Genomic DNA, 17,552 nt, shown 5'->3' with positions numbered 1-17,552 from the left:
CCGGCACGCATCCACCATTGGTCGCCGGCGCTCTACGCATTGAAAGGGGCAGCCCAATGGATCTACGTAAACTGAAGACTCTGATCGACCTCGTTTCCGAATCCGGCATCTCGGAACTCGAAGTCACCGAGGGCGAAGGCAAGGTGCGCATCGTCAAGAATGCGCCGCCGGTTTACGTGCAGCAGTCCGCTGCGCCCTACCCCGCGCAGGTTGCGGCCGCCGCGCCCGCCGCAGGCCACCCGCTCGAAGCGCCCGCCGCCGCGGCACCGGCGCCCGCCGCTCCGCAAGGCCACGTGGTGACCTCGCCGATGGTGGGCACGTTCTACCGTTCGCCGTCGCCGGGTGCCGACCCGTTCGTGCAGGTGGGCGACACGGTGAAGGAAGGCCAGACGCTGTGCATCATCGAAGCGATGAAGCTGCTCAACGAGATCGAATCGGACGCAGCCGGCGTCATCAAGGAAATCCTCGTCGAGAACGGTCAGGCCGTGGAATACGGTCAGCCGCTCTACGTGATCGCGTAAGCGAGCAAGCCGCGCGCCGGCGCTGCGCACCGCTTTGCGCAGCGCGCCTGCCCTTGTTGCGCGCGCCCAGTACTCCGAGGCAGCCGCCCTTCGCTATTTCGTGCCTCCCGCGCATTCCGTACGTCTTGTGCGTGTTGCGCGATGCCGCGGCGGCGCCCACTGATGAGCCGAATACCCGCCATGTTTGAAAAAATCCTCATTGCCAATCGCGGCGAAATCGCGCTTCGCATCCAGCGCGCGTGCCGCGAGCTGGGCGTCAAGACGGTCGTCGTCTATTCGGAAGCCGACAAGGAAGCCAAGTACGTGAAGCTCGCCGACGAGGCGGTCTGCATCGGACCGGCGCCGTCGAATCTGAGCTATCTGAATATGCCGGCGCTGATCAGCGCGGCCGAAGTCACCGACGCCGAAGCGATCCACCCCGGCTACGGCTTTCTCTCCGAGAACGCCGACTTCGCCGAGCGCGTGGAGCAGTCCGGCTTCGTGTTCATCGGCCCGCGTCCGGAAACCATCCGCATGATGGGCGACAAGGTCACCGCCAAGCAGACCATGCTCAAGACCGGCGTGCCGTGCGTGCCGGGCTCGGAAGGCGCGTTGCCCGACGATCCGAAGGAGATCGTGAAGATTGCCCGCGCGGTGGGCTATCCCGTCATCATCAAGGCGGCGGGCGGCGGCGGCGGACGCGGCATGCGCGTGGTTCACACCGAGGCGGCGCTCGTCAACGCGGTGAACATGACGCGCGAAGAAGCGGGCCGTGCCTTCGGCAACCCGCAGGTCTATATGGAGAAGTACCTCGAGAATCCGCGCCACATCGAAATTCAGGTGCTCGCGGACTCGTTCAAGAACGCGATCTGGCTGGGCGAGCGCGACTGCTCGATGCAGCGCCGCCACCAAAAGGTGATCGAGGAAGCGCCGGCGCCGGGTATCGCGCGACGCCTCATCGACCGCATCGGCGACCGTTGCGCCGACGCCTGCAAGAAGATGGGCTACCTGGGCGCGGGCACGTTCGAGTTCCTGTATGAAAACGGCGAGTTCTACTTCATCGAGATGAACACGCGCGTGCAGGTGGAGCACCCGGTCACCGAACTCATTACGGGCGTGGATATCGTGCAGGAACAGATCCGCATTGCCGCAGGCGAAAAGCTCGTGCTGCGCCAGCGCGACGTGCAGTTCCGCGGCCATGCGATCGAATGCCGGATCAACGCCGAAGACCCGTTCAAGTTCACGCCGTCGCCGGGCCGGCTCACGTCGTGGCACATGCCGGGCGGCCCCGGCATCCGCGTCGACTCGCACGCCTACAACGGCTACTTCGTGCCGCCCAACTACGATTCGATGATCGGCAAGCTGATCGCCTACGGCAGCACGCGCGAGCAGGCCATTCGCCGCATGCGCATCGCGCTCTCGGAAATGGTGGTGGAAGGCATCCAGACCAACATCCCGCTGCACCGCGAGTTGATGCTCGACGCGAAGTTCGTCGAAGGCGGCACGAGCATCCATTACCTGGAAAACCGCCTCGCCGCGAGGCAGCAGGCCGCACCGGAAGAAGCGTAATTCCATGAGCTACCGGGAACTGATCGTCGAGCTGGACCGGCAGCGTGCCGAAGCCCTTTCGGACGCGCTGATCGAGCTTGGCGCGCTCTCGGTGTCGGTGGAAGACGCCGATGCCGACACGCCCGACGAGCAGCCGCTCTTCGGCGAGCCGGGCCTCACGCCCGAGCGCACGGCGTGGCAACACTCGCGCGTGATCGCGCTGATCGCGCCGGAACACGACCCCGCCCTGCTGCTTGCGGCGGCGGCCAACGAACTGGGGCTGGAGGCCACTCCGCCCTTTTCGCTGCGCGAGGTCGAAGAGCAGGACTGGGTACGGCTCACCCAGTCGCAGTTCGACCCCATCCATATCGGCAAGCGCATCTGGGTGGTGCCGTCGTGGCACGACGCCCCGGACCCCGACGCGCTCGTGCTCGAACTGGACCCGGGTCTCGCGTTCGGCACGGGCAGCCACCCGACCACGCGGCTGTGCATGGAATGGATCGAAGAGACGGTGCAGCCCGGGCAGTCGCTGCTCGACTACGGTTGCGGCTCGGGCATTCTCGCGATCCTCGCGAAGAAGTGCGGTGCGAACCCGGTGGTGGGCATCGACATCGATCCGCAGGCCGTCGAGTCGGCGCGGCACAACAGCGAACGCAACCGCGCGGAAGTCACATACGGGCTGCCCGATGCGTGCCCGTCGGGCACGTTCGACGTCGTCGTGGCGAACATTCTTTCGAATCCGCTCAAGCTGATGGCGTCGATGCTGTCGTCGAAAGTGAAGCCGGGTGGACGTATCGCGCTTTCCGGCATACTCGCGCGCCAGGCCGAGGAAGTAGCGCGCGTCTACGAGCGCTGGATCGACATCGCGGTGTGGCGCGAGCACGAGGGCTGGGTGTGCCTTGCCGGAACGCGACGCGAAAGCCATTAGAATAGGCCGTATTTCCCACTTCACCGCCTAGCCGGTCAGCGGCCACCATGTTCCTCGTAACGCGCTGCCCCTTCTGTGAAGCCGTCTTCCGTATCCAGCCCGCGCAACTCGCGCCGCGTCGCGGCCTCGTGCGATGCGGGCATTGCCAGGAAGTGTTCGACGCGTCGAGCAGTCTTTTCGAACTGCCGGCGGGCAGCGACTTCTCGGCGGCCGTGCCGGTGCCTGCAGATGTGGCGTCGGCGCTGGCGGCGCATGGCGGCGCTGGACAAACAGGGCAGGTTCAAGAGCACGCGGTAACGGCGGAAGAACAGTCGAAACCGCCAGCGGCCGAGGAAGCGCCTGCGGAGGCGCGCTCGGCAGAAGAGCCGGCTGCGGAGGCGCCTTCTGCCGAAGTGCAGGCGTCTGAAGAAGTGCTTCGTGACGAAGAAGGCACGGCTGAAAGGGCGCTGGGCGGAACGGAGCCTTCTGAAGCGTCTTCTGTTGAACCGACTTCCGCTGAACTGCCTTCCGCTGAGCCGCCATCCGCTGAGCCGCCATCCGCTGAGCCGCCATCCGCTGAGCCGCCATCCGCTGAGCCGCCATCCGCTGAACCGCCCTCTGCTGAAACCACGTCTACCGAACCTCCGTCCGACGTTTCAACCGAAGAAGCGGCCGCGGCTTCCCCGGTGCACGACCCGCACGCTCCGCCATTCGCCAGTCCGCCGAATTTCCGCTCGCGCGCATGGGATCCTTGGTCGCCGCCGCACGACGCGAACGAAAACATCGGACCGCGCTTTCATGCCGGCAATCTGCCGCTGAGCCATCCGGCAGCCGCTGCGGCTCCGCCGGCCACGCTCGTTGACGTTCCACCCACCGACGTTGAGCCGCCTGAAACGCCCGCGGAAGAAAACGCCGACGCAGTCATCCACGCCGCTCACACGCCAGAGTCGCCGGAGCCCGAGCCTGCCTGGCAACCGCCACCCGACGAGAGGCCGCGCGACGCGACGGAGCCGACACTCGCGCCCGAACCCGAAGAGCCCTCGCACCATGAGCCGGTCTTTGCTGCGGCAAGCCCGACCGCATCAGGCTGGGCACATGAACCGGACGAACCGCGCGAGCCGCATCTCGGCGAAGCAGCACACGCGGCTGAGGGTACGACGACGCGCGATGCCTGGAATGCCGACACCGATACCACTGCTGCCACCCCCGCCGCCACCGTAGGCGCCGCAGCAGGCGCAGCCGCCGCGATGGCCGCAGACACGCGCACGCTGTCGCCCGAACCCTTCGTCGCCGTGCCGCCCGACGACGGCGAGCGCCACTTCGCGGTCACGCGAGAAAAACGGGCGGCGCAACCGGGCCGCGTTGGCCTGCGGATTGCCGGCGGCCTGCTCGCAGTCGTGCTCTTCGTATTGCTGCTCGCCCAGCTCGCGTGGTGGCAGCGCGAAACGGTGATGGTGTACTGGCCTGCGTCGCAGCCGCTCTTTGCACAGGCCTGCGCGCAGCTCGGCTGCACCGTGGCGCCGCCGCGCGACATCGACGGGCTGCAGGTCGAGCCGCCCGATCTGCGCCAGGTGGACGGCCCGCATCGCCTCGAACTGAAGATGCCGCTGCGCAACCGCTTCAACGTGGCGCTCGCCTATCCCGCCATCGAACTCACGCTGCTCGACAGCCAGAACAACGTCGCGATCCGGCGCGTCCTCTGGCCGCAAGACTACGTGCGGCCCGGCACGCCGATCGGCGCCGGCCTGCCCGCCCACACGACGCAGATGATGATCGTGCGGCTCGACATCGGCAACGCGGTCGCGTCGAACTTCCGCATCCAGATTTTTTATCCGTAACGGCATGACCGTTGCGTCTCAAGCGTCGGCGTGATCCGGCGCATTCACACACCACTACTGATCCTTCGGAGCACAACATGAGTCAAGTCACGCTGGGCGGCAACCCGATCGAAGTCGCCGGAAAATTCCCCTCCGTGGGCCAGCCGGCACCCGCGTTCTCGCTCGTCGGCAAGGACCTCAAGCCGGTCTCGCTCGCCGATTTCGCCGGCAAGCGCAAAGTGCTGAACATCGTGCCGAGCCTCGACACGCCGGTGTGCGCAACGTCCACGCGCAAGTTCAACGAGGCTGCAGGCAAGCTCCCCAACACGGTGGTGGTGGTCGTGTCGGGCGACCTGCCGTTTGCCGCCTCGCGCTTCTGCACGACTGAAGGGATCGACAACGTGGTCACCGCATCCACGTTCCGCGGTCATGACTTCGCGCAAGCCTACGGCGTTGACGTGACGAGCGGCCCGCTCGCCGGCCTGACGGCGCGCGCCGTGGTAGTGGTCGACGAGAACGACAAGGTGGTCCACGCCGAGCTCGTGAGCGAGATCAAGAACGAGCCGAACTACGACTCGGCACTCGCTGCGCTCAAGTAAAAACAGGCGCCACCGCCCGACGTTGCCGCGCTTCGATGCGACGCGCAGCAACGCCGGTGGTCGGCGCTCATGCCATTCACGCCACTCTCAGGCACTCGCACGCTCAATTGGGGGAATTCACGCCTTGGCTACGCTGATCTGCGGCTCGCTCGCCTACGACAACATCATGACTTTCGAGGGCCGGTTCAGGGAGCACATCCTGCCGGAGCAGGTGCACATCCTGAATGTGAGCTTCCTCGTGCCCACCATGCGTCGCGAGTTCGGCGGCTGCGCGGGCAACATCGCCTACTCGCTTCATCTTCTTGGCGGCGACGCGCGCATCATGGCGACGCTTGGCGGCGTGGACGCGCAACCTTACATCGACCGGCTCGACCAGCTAGGTCTCTCGAAGGCCCACGTGAAGGTGCTGCCCGACACGTGGTCCGCGCAGGCGATGATCACCACCGACCTCGAGAACAACCAGATCACGGCATTCCATCCGGGCGCGATGATGCAGTCGCATCTCAACCGCGCCGATCATGCGGACGGCATCACGCTCGGCATCGTCGCGCCCGATGGCTTCGACGGCATGGTGCAGCATGCCGAACAGTTCGCCGCGGCCGGCGTGCCGTTCATCTTCGATCCGGGTCAGGGCTTGCCGCTCTTCGATGGCGAGTCGCTGCGGCACGCCATTGAACTTGCCACTTACGTTGCTGTCAACGACTACGAAGCAAGCCTTGTAAGCCATCGCACCGGCTGGTCGATCGAAGACATTGCCAGCCGCGTCGAAGCGCTCATCGTGACGCGCGGCGAACAGGGTTCGCGGATCTATCATAAGGAAGGCGTAGAAGAGATTCCCGCCGTCACGGCACAGCGCGTGCTCGACCCCACGGGTTGCGGCGACGCGTTTCGAGGCGGCCTCCTCTACGGTATCGAGAACCGGCTCGGCTGGGCAACCACCGGGCGCCTCGCGAGCCTCATGGGTGCACTCAAGATCGAGCACCAGGGCCCGCAAAACTACGCGCCCACTCGCGCGCAGATTGGCGAACGGTTCAAGCAGGCGTTCGGTTACGACCTGCTGTGAACGAATGAGGGCTCCGCGTGGAGCTCAGTATCTGGAGTAGAGAAAATGAAAACAACGAGTCGCGTCATTGCAGCAGTCCTGATCGCCGGATCGCTCGCCATGACGGGGTGCGCGTACAACAGCAGCTCCGCCGACGTCTACACGGCGTCGCAGGCGCAGCGCGAAGAAACGGTCCGCATGGGGACCGTGGAAAGCGTACGGGCGGTGAAGATCAGCTCGAACAACGGGCAACCCAGTGGCCTCGGTGCGGTGGGCGGCGGTGCACTCGGCGCCGTGGCCGGCAGCGCAATCGGCGGCGGACGCGGCTCGATCCTCACGGGTATCGTGGGTGGCATCGCAGGTGCCGTAGCTGGCAACGCCGTCGAAAACGGTGTGGCAATGCGCGATGGTGTTGAAATCACCGTGCGGCTCGACAATGGCGACCTGCGTGCCATCACGCAGTCGGCCACCGGCGAGATATTCCGTGCTGGCGAGCGCGTCAGGCTGCTGTCGAGCGGCGGCGTCACCCGCGTGACGCACTAGGAGCGCCCGTCGCGGCAAGGGTTCATTCCCCTGTACTGCGTCGGCGCGCCGCCGCTGACTGATCCTTTTGGCTGATTCTTGAACGCATGCACCTCGGTGCATGCGTTTTTTTGTGCGCCGGAAGATCCCGACGCGAGGAAAAAAAATCCCGCCGCCGGGTTGCCGGTGGCGGGATGCGATTGAGTAGCCTTACTCAATCGTGAGACACACACGCGGTGTGTCGAGTCACTGCATCGACTGCTTACGGACGGCTGCCCGTCGGGAACGGCCATGCTGCTGCCGGGTTCAGCGCCGTCTTCACCGTGGCCGCAGGGGCGGTCGATTGCGCAGGCGCAGCGGGAGCGGCAGGGGCAGCCTTCTTCGCAGGCGCGGCCTTCTTGGCAGGGGCAGCCTTCTTGGCAGGGGCAGCCTTCTTCGCAGGCGCAGCCTTCTTGGCCGCAGCCTTCTTCGCAGGCGCCTTCTTGGCAGCCTTCTTCGCAGCGACCTTCTTCGTCGCTACTTTCTTGGCTGCTGCCTTCTTCGCCGGTGCGGCCTTCTTCGCTGCAACCTTCTTCACCGCGACCTTCTTGGCTGCTGCCTTCTTCGCCGGTGCAGCCTTCTTCGCTGCAACCTTCTTCACGGCGGCCTTCTTCGCCGGCGCCTTCTTGGCCGCAACCTTCTTCGCGGCTGCCTTCTTGGCCGGTGCAGCCTTCTTCGCTGCAACCTTCTTCACGGCGACCTTCTTGGCAGCGACCTTCTTCACCGCGACTTTCTTCGCGGCTGCCTTCTTGGCCGGAGCGGCCTTCTTCGCTGCAACCTTCTTCACTGCTGCTTTCTTGGCAGCGGGCTTCTTCTTGGCAGTTGCCATTTTTTTCTCCTTCAGGTTCAGATGAGAGGTCAGTTCAAACTACACCCTTCGTCAAAACCCGCTTCCCGCGGACGCGTCTCACGGCGATCGCTACGAAGCGGGCTATTCATCGGCGTACGCAGGTTCTGCGCGCTTACGCTAATGAATACGGTAAGGCGCGCCGTGCCAGCGGGCACCGCGCGCCAAGTCCATCCGGCATCGGATACCGACGCCGGCCAGCGTTTGATGAAGCCGCCAGCATTCTGGCCAGCGGCTTTTTCCGGGGGGAAGTTTGCCCATCCCACTGAAGGGTTCGCAAAGTGCCTGTCATGTTTTTGGGCCGCTAAGGCACCGGGCACGCTTTGCATCAGGCGTTCCTGCTCCTAATCACTATGGCCGGCAACCGCGTTTTCACGCTGCCGGCGCTCCCCATCGATCTTCTCTGCGATGCGCTCAGGGTCATTCCCAGGAAAGCGCCCCGCCAGTCTGATATTCAATGACACGCGTCTCGAAGAAGTTGCGCTCCTTCTTCAGGTCGATCATCTCGCTCATCCACGGGAACGGGTTCTCCTCGTTCGGGTACAGCGCATCGAGACCGATCTGCTGGCAACGGCGGTTGCAGATGAAGCGCAGGTAGCTCTTGAACATCGACGCATTGAGGCCGAGCACGCCGCGCGGCATCGTGTCCTCCGCATACCGGTATTCGAGGTCGACGGCCTGCTTGAAGATTTCGCGGATCTCCGCACGGAACTCAGCAGTCCACAGGTGCGGATTTTCGAGCTTGATCTGGTTGATGAGGTCGATGCCGAAGTTGCAGTGCATCGACTCGTCACGCAGGATGTACTGGTACTGCTCCGCCGCGCCGGTCATCTTGTTCTGGCGGCCGAGCGCCAGAATTTGCGTAAACCCGACGTAGAAGAACAGGCCTTCCATCACGCAGGCGAACACGATCAGCGACTTGAGCAGAGCCTGGTCCGCTTCGAGCGTGCCGGTCTTGAAAGACGGATCGGTCAGCGTGTGGATGAACGGAATCAGGAATTCGTCTTTCGCGCGGATCGACGAAACCTCGTGATACGCGTTGAAGATCTCGCCTTCGTCGAGACCCAGCGATTCGACGATGTACTGGTAGGCGTGCGTGTGGATCGCCTCCTCGAACGCCTGGCGCAGCAGGAACTGGCGGCATTCGGGCGCCGTGATGTGGCGGTACGTGCCGAGCACGATATTGTTCGCCGCGAGCGAGTCGGCCGTGGTGAAGAAGCCGAGGTTGCGCTTGATGATGCGGCGCTCGTCGTCGGAAAGGCCGTTCGGGTCTTTCCACAGCGCGATGTCGCGGGACATGTTGATTTCCTGCGGCATCCAGTGGTTCGCGCAACCCGAGAGGTACTTCTCCCACGCCCACTTGTACTTGAACGGCACGAGCTGATTGACGTCAGTCTTGCCGTTGATGATGCGCTTGTCGGCCACGTTCACGCGCGCTTCCGGCGACACCGCCGACGCAGCGGCCGCAGTGTTCTGCGCCGCGTACGGAGCAACTGCAATGTCGCCCGCGAAAACGTCTTGAGCCGAAGGAACCGGAGAGGCGGCACGCGCTACTGCCTGCGTACCGACAGCCATACCCGCCGCGTTGCGCAACACGTTCGGTTGCGAAGCGCTCGACGGAGTTACGGCAGTAATCTCGTCATCCCAGTTGAGCATATATGTCACCATCAATTTAGATCGGTTTGTACCATCTTTTCGTGAGCGATAAAAGGGTTCGCTCACGAAAATTCCCGTTTTCGATTCGCGTTGAGACCTGCATACAACACTTTCTCATCGCATCGTGAGCATCGCTTCATGCAGATAGAGCGAGCGATGCGTCGTCGAAGGTCTTCGCTTCATCACGAGCGCGTCTGCAAGAAGAGATTGAGACATGCTCGACGTGGTTGCTGCGAGGTTGTGAAGAGGTCTGTTGCGAGGCTCGTCGCAAGGTTCGTGACCAAGGCAGCAAACCTGGTTGAAGCGATGAGTCTGCGCTGCGTTCCTCGACCTTCGTTGTCTCGCCGTTGCGTACTTGCTGCTGAGGCTCGCAATCTTCGTGCGCCGCCGGATCGCGAGGTGGGCAGCACACGAAGCCGTCGCCGCCCACCTTCCTCACTTCACCGCACGAGTGTTGCTGCGCTTACTGGCAGGCCTCGCACTCTTCGAAGCCAGGGTCGCCCGGACGCATCATGCACACCGGGCCGTCGGCCTGCGGTGCTTCTTCTGCCACAGCCTGAACCGGCGCCGATGCCGATGCAGCGGCAGCCACGATGCCGCCCGACGACGCACCACCCGTCACGCCGAACGAGTTGCCGCCCGTTGCGCCGCCCATGCCACCCGCACCGCCCGCGCCACCGTCGCCGCCCGAAGGCACGGCGTTCAACGCACCGTGTGCAACCGTCGACTTCTCGACGTGCGTCGCCGCCATCGTGCGCAGGTAGTAGGTGGTTTTCAGGCCGCGCACCCAGGCGAGCTTGTAGACCTCGTCGAGCTTCTTGCCCGACGCGCCGCCCATATAGATATTGAGCGACTGCGCCTGGTCAATCCACTTCTGACGGCGCGACGCCGCCTCGACCAGCCACTTCGGGTCCACTTCGAACGCCGTGGCGTAGATCGCGCGCAGGTCGGCCGGGATGCGGTCGATGCGCGAGAGCGAGCCGTCGAAATACTTCAGGTCGGCAACCATCACCTCGTCCCACAGGCCGCGTGCCTTGAGGTCGCGCACCAGGTAGTCGTTGACCACCGTGAATTCGCCCGAGAGGTTCGACTTAACGTAGAGGTTCTGGAAGGTCGGCTCGATGCACGCCGACACGCCGATGATGTTCGAAATGGTCGCCGTGGGCGCGATCGCCACGCAGTTCGAATTGCGCATGCCGTGCGTTGCAATGCGGGAACGCAGCGTCGGCCAGTCCATCGTTTCGCTGGTATCGACTTCGACGTAGCCGCCGCGCGCCTCGGCGAGCAGCTTCAGCGTGTCTTGCGGAAGGATGCCGCGATCCCACAGCGAGCCGCGGTAGCTCGAATAGCGGCCGCGCTCTTCGGCGAGTTCGGTGGAGGCGTAGTACGCGTAGTAGCAGACCGCTTCCATCGACCGGTCGGCGAATTCCACGGCCTCTTGCGACGCGTACGGCGTGCGCAGCAGGTGCAGGCAGTCCTGGAAGCCCATGATGCCCATGCCCACCGGACGGTGCTTCAGGTTCGAATTGCGCGCCTTGGCAACCGCGTAGTAGTTGATGTCGATGACGTTGTCGAGCATGCGCATCGCCACGCTAACGGTGCGCTTGAGCTTGTCGTGATCGAGTGCGTACGAGCCGTCGGCCTGCTTCGCGAGGTGTGCGACGAGGTTCACCGAGCCCAGATTGCAGACGGCGATTTCGGTGTCGCTCGTGTTCAGCGTGATCTCGGTGCACAGGTTCGACGAGTGCACCACGCCGACGTGCTGCTGCGGGCTGCGGATGTTGCAGGGGTCCTTGAACGTGATCCACGGGTGGCCGGTCTCGAACAGCATGCCCAGCATCTTGCGCCAAAGCTGCGCCGCGGGGACCTTCTTGAACAGTTTGAGCTCGCCGCGCGCCACCTTCTCTTCGTAAGCGGTGTACGCCGTCTCGAATTCGGCGCCGTACTTGTCGTGCAGGTCGGGGCAGGTGGACGGCGAAAAGAGCGTCCAGTCGCCGCCTTCCATCACGCGCTTCATGAACAGGTCGGGAATCCAGTTCGCCGTGTTCATGTCGTGGGTGCGGCGGCGGTCGTCGCCCGTATTCTTGCGCAGCTCGAGGAACTCTTCGATGTCGAGGTGCCACGACTCCAGGTACGCGCAGACCGCGCCCTTGCGCTTGCCGCCCTGGTTCACGGCCACGGCCGTGTCGTTAACCACCTTCAGGAACGGCACGACGCCCTGCGACTTGCCGTTGGTGCCCTTGATGTGCGAGCCGAGCGCGCGCACGCGCGTCCAGTCGTTCCCCAGGCCACCGGCAAACTTCGAAAGCAGCGCGTTTTCCTTGAGCGCTTCATAGATGCCGTCGAGGTCGTCGTCCACCGTTGTCAGGTAGCACGACGAGAGCTGCGAGCGGCGGGTGCCCGAGTTGAACAGCGTGGGGGTCGAGCTCATGAAGTCGAAAGTCGACAGCACGTTGTAGAACTCGACGGCGCGCGCTTCCCGGTCGATCTCGTTGAGCGCGAGGCCCATCGCGACGCGCATGAAGAACGCCTGCGGCATTTCGATGCGCGTGCCGTCCACGTGCAGGAAGTAGCGGTCGTAGAGCGTCTGCAGGCCGAGGTAGCCGAACTGCAGGTCGCGGCTTGCGTCGAGCGCGGCGCCAAGGCGCTTCAGGTCGAACTGCAGCAGCTTGTCGTCCAGCAGTTCAGCCTGCACGCCGCGCTTGATGAACTGCGGGAAATATTCGGCGTAGCGTTCGCCCATCTCCGCCTGGATGACTTCCTCTCCGAGGATTTCACGGCGAATGGTGTGCAGCAGGATGCGAGCCGTGACCTGGCTGTAGGCCGGGTCCTTCTCGATCATCGTACGCGCGGCGAGGATGGCCGAGTCGTAGACCTGGCTCATCGGCACGCCGTCGTACAGGTTCTTGACCGTCTCGGCCACGATGGGGTCGGGATTCACCGCGTCGCCGAGGCCCTCGCAAGCCGACACGATCAGCGCACGCAGCGCGTTCAGGTCCAGCGGGAGCGTGACGCCGTTGTCGATGACGGTCAGGCCGGGGGCGCCCTGTGCGGTGCCGGTGTCCTGCGCATGCCCGCGCTCCTGGTTGCGCTTCTCGCGATACAGCACGTAGGCGCGTGCGACGTTGTGCTCGCCGCCGCGCATCAGCGCGAGTTCGACCTGGTCCTGAATGTCTTCGATATGGAACGTGCCGCCGTTCGGCCGGCTACGCAGGAGCGCGCGCACGACCGCCTGGGTGAGTTGGTCGACGAGTTCGCGTACGCGCGCCGATGCGGCGCCCTGCCCGCCGTTCACGGCCAGAAACGCCTTGGTCACGGCGATTGCGATCTTCGACGGCTCGAACGACACCACGCTGCCATTGCGGCGAATCACCTTGTAGTCGGCAAAGGTGGCCTGCGGGGCAAGCGACTGGCCAGCATTCTGTTCGTCAGTCAGCGGACGGCCGGCGGGTGCGTCTTCATACCGGGTCGTGACGTTATCGGTCGTTTGCATGTGCAAAGCTCCTGGTCCTGGAGAATATGCGGAGAGTTTCCGCGGATTAACAAGAGCGCCGCGCCGCCACGTGCGCGAGCGAGGAGAGGGAGAGGAAGGTCCAGCAAGGCCGGGCGGCCGGATGCGACAAAGCAGACGGGACAACGGTCTTCATCGTGTATGTCGCGATCACTGGCTGTGCCCTTCTTCTCGATTGATGCCGGTGCTGCTGAAGCGCTATTGCTAGCGGCACCGCACAAAAGTTTCGTACGCCTGGAATGCGCGCGGCGCCATGCTCGGGGAGCGGGGCGCCGCATTTAACACAAGATGTAGTGTCAACCTCAAAACTTGGCACTAAGTATAGTGGACTTTAGGCGGACCTCAAATTGATTTATTTGGCCTTGAACGCTTGACTTTTTGGAGCCCACGGCCGCATCGGGGCAAACCGCAAAGCAAGACTCCATGCGGGTTAGCGGCATGAAGCGGCAGGACTTAAGACGGGCGGCGCGAACGCGCTTCGGGGTAGAGGTAGGGGAAATACCGATCCGCGAGACCGGTCTCGCGCTGCACGTGAAACCAGTCGAAGTGCGGACCAGGATCGGTCTTGCGGCGAGGCGCGATGTCCGAGTGACCGGCGAGCGCCGCAATCGGATAGTGGGCGGCGAGCGCCTTTACAAGCGCCACCAGGGCGGCGTATTGGGCGGATTCGAAAGGGGTCGCGTCGGTGCCTTCAAGCTCGATGCCAATCGAAAAATCATTGCAACGCTCGCGCCCGAAGAAATTCGACAGACCCGCGTGCCATGCACGTTGATCGCACGAGACGTATTGCTCGAGTGAGCCGTCGCGATGAATCAGGAAGTGCGCCGACACCCGCACGCCGCGCAGATGCGCGTCGTAATACGGGTGAGCATCGCAATCCAGACGGTTGAGGAAGAGATCGGAGATCGCCGTCCCGCCAAAGGTGCCGGGCGGCAGGCTGATGTTGTGCACGACGATCAGCGTCGGCACGGCGCCCGCAGGACGCGCCTCGAAGTTCGGTGACGCAAGGCGGCGCGCAGCAGCGACCCAGCCCTGCGCGTCGACGACGAAGCCTTTGGGAAGCGCCGCGCTCATCGCGCGCTGGTGTCGCCGCCGGTACGGTCGCTACCTGCCCGCGCAGTCGCAGCCGAGGCACGAGCGACATAGCGCCGGGCGTGCTCCTCGCAGCAAAAGGACTGGCTGGCCGCCACGACAGACTCGCTCTTCGGCACGTGCACGCCGCACTCCAGGCAGCGGACCATCGGCTCCGCGAGCCGCGTACCGGCCGCGCCGGCTCGGTGGCTCGCCGTGTCCGCCTGCTGGCCGGCGGCACCGCGGCCGCCTGCGCCTGCACGGTCGGCCGGGCGCGCGTCGACACGGCGCAGCGCCTTCGCGAGCCATTGGCCCACAACGAACAGCAAGATCAGCAGAAAAATCTGTCTCATCGAATTCAGACCACAGGACGGTGCAGCAGCACCTCAAAAACGAAACGGCTACCCACGTACGCGAGCAGCAGCGCCGCGAACGACGCGAGCACCCAGCGCAGCGCAGCGCGTCCGCGCCAGCCCGAGAGCTTGCGTGCCGTCAGGAGCGCGCCGAACATCAGCCACGACAGGATCGCGAAGATGGTCTTGTGATCGAGCGTGAGCGCACGGTCGACCAGTTGCTCGCTGAACACGATGCCCGACGCGAGCGTGAGCGTGAGCAGCACGAAGCCCGCGCCGATCAGGCGAAACAGCAACTTTTCGAGCGTGAGCAACGGCGGCAAAGTCTCCAGCCAGTTCGAGAGCCAGCCCTTGCGCGCGGCGCCGCGCTGCAGGCCGCCGCCGCGCAGCGCGTGCAGCCGGCGCTCCACCGCGAGCATCAGCACCGCATGCAGCGCCGCGATGGCGAAAAGACCATAGGCGACGTTGGCGATGACGAAGTGCAGCTTGAACATCGGCGCGGCCGCATAAGTCAGCACGTGGACGCCGCCGAAAACGAGCGGGAGCACCGATGCAACGGCCGCGAGCGGCAGCACGAGCAGCCGCAAACCGTCGAGCGGGAAGAAAAAGCTCTCTATCCAGTAGATGCCGGCGCCGAGCCAGAACATGGCTGAGAGCGCGTACGCGAAGCCGAACACCATCGCGTTGGCGGGAAAGATGGTGGTGTGAAGCAGCAGGCCATGCACGATAAGCGCAAGGGACAGCACGCCGCGCGCTACCGGCCCCATGCCCGATGCCGGCTGGGCAGGTGCGCTTGCTCCGCCCGGCATCGCAGGCACCGTAGCCGCTACGCCGCCTGCGAGCGGCTGCACCGCGACGTGGCGGCGCGCGCGAAAGTCGGCAGCGCACAGGCCGCCGTACAGAAGCACGGTGAGGGCATACAGTACAATATCCATAGTTGCAGTTTACTATAGGCCCCTCTCTCGCGACGGCTCCCGCTTTGCGCGACATCCGGGCCGCACTGTCCACCATCCCCCATGCTCGACACTCTCACCCAACGGATGGCGCGCGTCGTCAAGACGCTGCGCGGCGAAGCCCGGCTCACCGAGGCGAATACCCAGGAGATGCTGCGCGAAGTGCGTCTCGCGCTGCTCGAGGCCGACGTCGCGCTGCCGGTGGTGCGCGACTTCATCTCCAAGGTCAAGGAAAAGGCGTTGGGCGAGGAAGTGCTCGCCAGCCTCTCGCCGGGCCAGGCGCTCGTCGGCGTCGTGCAGCGCGAGCTGACGGCAGTAATCGGCGGCGACTACGAAGGCAAGGCCGCCGAACTCAATCTCGCTGTCGCGCCGCCCGCGATCATCCTCATGGCCGGCCTGCAGGGCGCGGGTAAGACGACCACCGTCGGCAAGCTCGCGAAGCTGCTGCGCGAGAAGTACAAGAAGAAAGTGCTCACCGTTTCGTGCGACGTCTATCGGCCGGCCGCTATCGCGCAGTTGAAGACCGTCACCGAACAGGTGGGCGCGGAGTTCTTCCCGTCGCAGCCCGACCAGAAGCCCGTCGACATCGCGCGCGCCGCGGTGGACTGGGCAAAGCGTCACTATCACGACGTGCTGATCGTCGACACGGCCGGCCGGCTCGGTATCGACGAAGCGATGATGCAGGAGATCACGGCCCTGCACGACACGCTGAATCCCGCGGAAACGCTGTTCGTGGTCGATGCGATGCTGGGCCAGGACGCCGTCAACACCGCGAAGGCGTTCAACGACGCGCTGCCGCTCACCGGCGTCGTGCTCACCAAGCTCGACGGCGACTCGCGCGGCGGTGCCGCGCTCTCCGTGCGGCACGTCACGGGCAAGCCGATCAAGTTCGTCGGCGTCGCCGAAAAGCTCGATGGTCTGGAAATTTTCTATCCGGACCGCATGGCGAACCGGATTCTCGGCATGGGCGACATTCTCGCCCTCGTCGAAGAAGCCCAACGCGGCGTCGACGTCCAGCAAGCGCAAAAGCTCGCCGACAAGGTCAAGAAGGGCGGCGACTTCGACCTCAACGACTTCCGCGCGCAGTTGTCCCAGATGAAGAAGATGGGCGGCCTCTCGTCGCTCATGGACAAGCTGCCGGCGCAGTTCCAGCAGGCCGCGTCAGGCGCCGACATGGGACAGGCCGAAAAGCAGATGCGCCGCATGGAAGGCATCATCAATTCGATGACGCCGGCCGAGCGCGCGAAGCCCGAACTCATCAAGGCGACGCGCAAGCGCCGGATCGCCGCGGGCGCGGGCGTGCAGGTTCAGGAAGTGAACCGCATGCTCAACCAGTACGAGCAGATGCGCACCATGATGAAGAAGCTCAAGGGCGGCAACCTGCAGAAGCTGATGCGCGGCATGAAGGGCATGATGCCCGGCATGCGCTGAAACGAACGTTCGCGGCAGGCCGCCCCTGCGTCGGCCTGCCGTTTTTTTGAGCGGCGAACGTGCCGGACGGGGCACGGGTTTATGCTATAGCGCACGCCGCCGTTCTCGCCCACACTCATATAGACAGGGACAACGCCCGCTACACGTCATGAATCGCGAAGAAGCTCTCCACATTTTCCGCCACTCCGAAGAGATCGTCTCCGCAGACGAAGTCAACGCGTCGATCAGCCGGATGGCCAGCGCGATCCGAGCCGAAATGAGCAACGAGTTCCCGCTCGTGCTGTCGGTGATGGGCGGTGCGGCGGTGTTCACGGGCATGCTCCTGCCTCACCTCGATTTCCCGCTCGAGTTCGACTACATCCACCTCACCCGCTATCGGAATACGACAAAGGGCAGCGCTGAGATGCAGTGGCGTGTGGCGCCGGCCGAATCGGTGAAAGACCGCGTGGTGCTTGTGCTCGACGACATCCTCGACGAAGGCGAGACCATGGCGGCCATTCGCGACCGCATTCTCGACATGGGCGCAAAGCGCTTCCTGTCGGCGGTTTTGTGCGAAAAGATCATCAAGAAGGCGAAGCCGCTGCGCCCGGACTTTTGCGGATTCGAAGTGCCGGACCGCTACGTGTTCGGCTGCGGCATGGACGCCAAGGGTTACTGGCGCAATCTGCCGACCATCCGCGCGCTCACGGAAGACGCGTAACCCTGACGGCGCATTTGCATAAGGGCGCGGCGCGTGAAGCCGCGCTTGACACCTGG

16 protein-coding genes are annotated in these 17,552 nt (G+C 64.5%); 9 read left to right on the top strand and 7 right to left on the bottom strand.

The window, feature by feature from the left end; genetic code table 11:
- Positions 1-56: 56 nt before the first annotated feature.
- The 7 genes from accB (at position 57) to PKKP23_RS18975 (ending at position 6,956) form a co-directional block, all read left to right on the top strand.
- A complete protein-coding gene (gene accB, locus PKKP23_RS19005; protein WP_126878024.1) occupies positions 57-521 on the top strand; it encodes an acetyl-CoA carboxylase biotin carboxyl carrier protein in 465 nt (154 codons plus the stop codon).
- Between the two features lie 180 nt (positions 522-701).
- The gene (gene accC / locus PKKP23_RS19000) at positions 702-2,069 is read left to right on the top strand and encodes an acetyl-CoA carboxylase biotin carboxylase subunit (RefSeq protein WP_017777083.1); all 1,368 of its coding nucleotides are present in this window, start codon (positions 702-704) and stop codon (positions 2,067-2,069) included.
- A 4-nt stretch (positions 2,070-2,073) separates the two neighbouring features.
- Entirely contained in the window at positions 2,074-2,976 is a 903-nt protein-coding gene (gene prmA, locus PKKP23_RS18995; RefSeq protein ID WP_126878023.1) for a 50S ribosomal protein L11 methyltransferase, read from the top strand.
- A 47-nt stretch (positions 2,977-3,023) separates the two neighbouring features.
- Complete coding sequence (locus PKKP23_RS18990) at positions 3,024-4,793, top strand: DUF3426 domain-containing protein (protein WP_126878022.1); 1,770 nt, start codon at positions 3,024-3,026, stop codon at positions 4,791-4,793.
- 77 nt (positions 4,794-4,870) lie between these two features.
- Positions 4,871-5,371, top strand: coding sequence for a thiol peroxidase (tpx, locus tag PKKP23_RS18985; RefSeq protein ID WP_126878021.1), 501 nt, complete (start codon positions 4,871-4,873; stop codon positions 5,369-5,371).
- A gap of 124 nt (positions 5,372-5,495) precedes the next feature.
- The gene (locus PKKP23_RS18980) at positions 5,496-6,434 is read left to right on the top strand and encodes a carbohydrate kinase family protein (protein WP_126878020.1); all 939 of its coding nucleotides are present in this window, start codon (positions 5,496-5,498) and stop codon (positions 6,432-6,434) included.
- Between the two features lie 45 nt (positions 6,435-6,479).
- Entirely contained in the window at positions 6,480-6,956 is a 477-nt protein-coding gene (locus tag PKKP23_RS18975; protein ID WP_042302531.1) for an outer membrane lipoprotein, read from the top strand.
- A 241-nt stretch (positions 6,957-7,197) separates the two neighbouring features.
- Here the strand turns inward: PKKP23_RS18975 and PKKP23_RS34995 are convergent, their stop codons facing one another.
- The 7 genes from PKKP23_RS34995 to PKKP23_RS18940 form a co-directional block, all read right to left on the bottom strand.
- Complete coding sequence (locus tag PKKP23_RS34995; RefSeq protein ID WP_017777090.1) at positions 7,198-7,803, bottom strand: histone H1-like DNA-binding protein; 606 nt, start codon at positions 7,801-7,803, stop codon at positions 7,198-7,200.
- 29 nt (positions 7,804-7,832) lie between these two features.
- A complete protein-coding gene (locus tag PKKP23_RS18965; protein WP_081601906.1) occupies positions 7,833-8,150 on the bottom strand; it encodes a hypothetical protein in 318 nt (105 codons plus the stop codon).
- A 91-nt stretch (positions 8,151-8,241) separates the two neighbouring features.
- Positions 8,242-9,477 (bottom strand): ribonucleotide-diphosphate reductase subunit beta, encoded by a 1,236-nt coding sequence (locus PKKP23_RS18960; RefSeq protein ID WP_126878019.1) that lies wholly within the window; start codon positions 9,475-9,477, stop codon positions 8,242-8,244.
- Between the two features lie 463 nt (positions 9,478-9,940).
- A complete protein-coding gene (locus PKKP23_RS18955; RefSeq protein ID WP_126878018.1) occupies positions 9,941-12,970 on the bottom strand; it encodes a ribonucleoside-diphosphate reductase subunit alpha in 3,030 nt (1,009 codons plus the stop codon).
- Between the two features lie 471 nt (positions 12,971-13,441).
- Positions 13,442-14,062 carry a 1,6-anhydro-N-acetylmuramyl-L-alanine amidase AmpD gene (ampD, locus tag PKKP23_RS18950; RefSeq protein WP_126878017.1) on the bottom strand — a complete coding sequence of 207 codons (621 nt, stop codon included), beginning with the start codon at positions 14,060-14,062 and terminating at the stop codon, positions 13,442-13,444.
- Positions 14,059-14,412, bottom strand: coding sequence for a PP0621 family protein (locus PKKP23_RS18945; protein ID WP_126878016.1), 354 nt, complete (start codon positions 14,410-14,412; stop codon positions 14,059-14,061). The genes ampD and PKKP23_RS18945 overlap by 4 nt, the downstream gene beginning before the upstream one ends.
- Positions 14,413-14,417: 5 nt before the next feature.
- Complete coding sequence (locus PKKP23_RS18940) at positions 14,418-15,347, bottom strand: cytochrome C assembly family protein (RefSeq protein WP_017777095.1); 930 nt, start codon at positions 15,345-15,347, stop codon at positions 14,418-14,420.
- 81 nt (positions 15,348-15,428) lie between these two features.
- Between PKKP23_RS18940 and ffh the strand changes: the two genes are divergently transcribed.
- Together ffh and PKKP23_RS18930 are read left to right on the top strand one after the other, a co-directional pair.
- A complete protein-coding gene (gene ffh / locus PKKP23_RS18935) occupies positions 15,429-16,796 on the top strand; it encodes a signal recognition particle protein (RefSeq protein WP_042302537.1) in 1,368 nt (455 codons plus the stop codon).
- A 148-nt stretch (positions 16,797-16,944) separates the two neighbouring features.
- The gene (locus tag PKKP23_RS18930) at positions 16,945-17,496 is read left to right on the top strand and encodes a hypoxanthine-guanine phosphoribosyltransferase (protein WP_017777097.1); all 552 of its coding nucleotides are present in this window, start codon (positions 16,945-16,947) and stop codon (positions 17,494-17,496) included.
- Positions 17,497-17,552: the final 56 nt, after the last annotated feature.

The organism is Paraburkholderia kururiensis JCM 10599 = LMG 19447 (assembly GCF_003986935.1).
Taxonomy (GTDB): Bacteria; Pseudomonadota; Gammaproteobacteria; order Burkholderiales; family Burkholderiaceae; genus Paraburkholderia; species Paraburkholderia kururiensis.
This window is presented reverse-complemented; position numbering and strand designations above follow the sequence as displayed.

Excerpts from the sequence above, each read along its gene's own strand:
- accB (WP_126878024.1), top strand. The coding sequence starts at position 57 with ATGGATCTACGTAAACTGAAGACTCTGATCGACCTCGTTTCCGAATCC.
- accC (WP_017777083.1), top strand. The coding sequence starts at position 702 with ATGTTTGAAAAAATCCTCATTGCCAATCGCGGCGAAATCGCGCTTCGC.
- prmA (WP_126878023.1), top strand. The coding sequence starts at position 2,074 with ATGAGCTACCGGGAACTGATCGTCGAGCTGGACCGGCAGCGTGCCGAA.
- PKKP23_RS18990 (WP_126878022.1), top strand. The coding sequence starts at position 3,024 with ATGTTCCTCGTAACGCGCTGCCCCTTCTGTGAAGCCGTCTTCCGTATC.
- tpx (WP_126878021.1), top strand. The coding sequence starts at position 4,871 with ATGAGTCAAGTCACGCTGGGCGGCAACCCGATCGAAGTCGCCGGAAAA.
- PKKP23_RS18975 (WP_042302531.1), top strand. The coding sequence starts at position 6,480 with ATGAAAACAACGAGTCGCGTCATTGCAGCAGTCCTGATCGCCGGATCG.
- PKKP23_RS34995 (WP_017777090.1), bottom strand. The coding sequence starts at position 7,803 with ATGGCAACTGCCAAGAAGAAGCCCGCTGCCAAGAAAGCAGCAGTGAAG.
- PKKP23_RS18965 (WP_081601906.1), bottom strand. The coding sequence starts at position 8,150 with ATGCAAAGCGTGCCCGGTGCCTTAGCGGCCCAAAAACATGACAGGCAC.
- PKKP23_RS18960 (WP_126878019.1), bottom strand. The coding sequence starts at position 9,477 with ATGCTCAACTGGGATGACGAGATTACTGCCGTAACTCCGTCGAGCGCT.
- PKKP23_RS18955 (WP_126878018.1), bottom strand. The coding sequence starts at position 12,970 with ATGCAAACGACCGATAACGTCACGACCCGGTATGAAGACGCACCCGCC.
- ampD (WP_126878017.1), bottom strand. The coding sequence starts at position 14,062 with ATGAGCGCGGCGCTTCCCAAAGGCTTCGTCGTCGACGCGCAGGGCTGG.
- PKKP23_RS18945 (WP_126878016.1), bottom strand. The coding sequence starts at position 14,412 with ATGAGACAGATTTTTCTGCTGATCTTGCTGTTCGTTGTGGGCCAATGG.
- PKKP23_RS18940 (WP_017777095.1), bottom strand. The coding sequence starts at position 15,347 with ATGGATATTGTACTGTATGCCCTCACCGTGCTTCTGTACGGCGGCCTG.
- ffh (WP_042302537.1), top strand. The coding sequence starts at position 15,429 with ATGCTCGACACTCTCACCCAACGGATGGCGCGCGTCGTCAAGACGCTG.
- PKKP23_RS18930 (WP_017777097.1), top strand. The coding sequence starts at position 16,945 with ATGAATCGCGAAGAAGCTCTCCACATTTTCCGCCACTCCGAAGAGATC.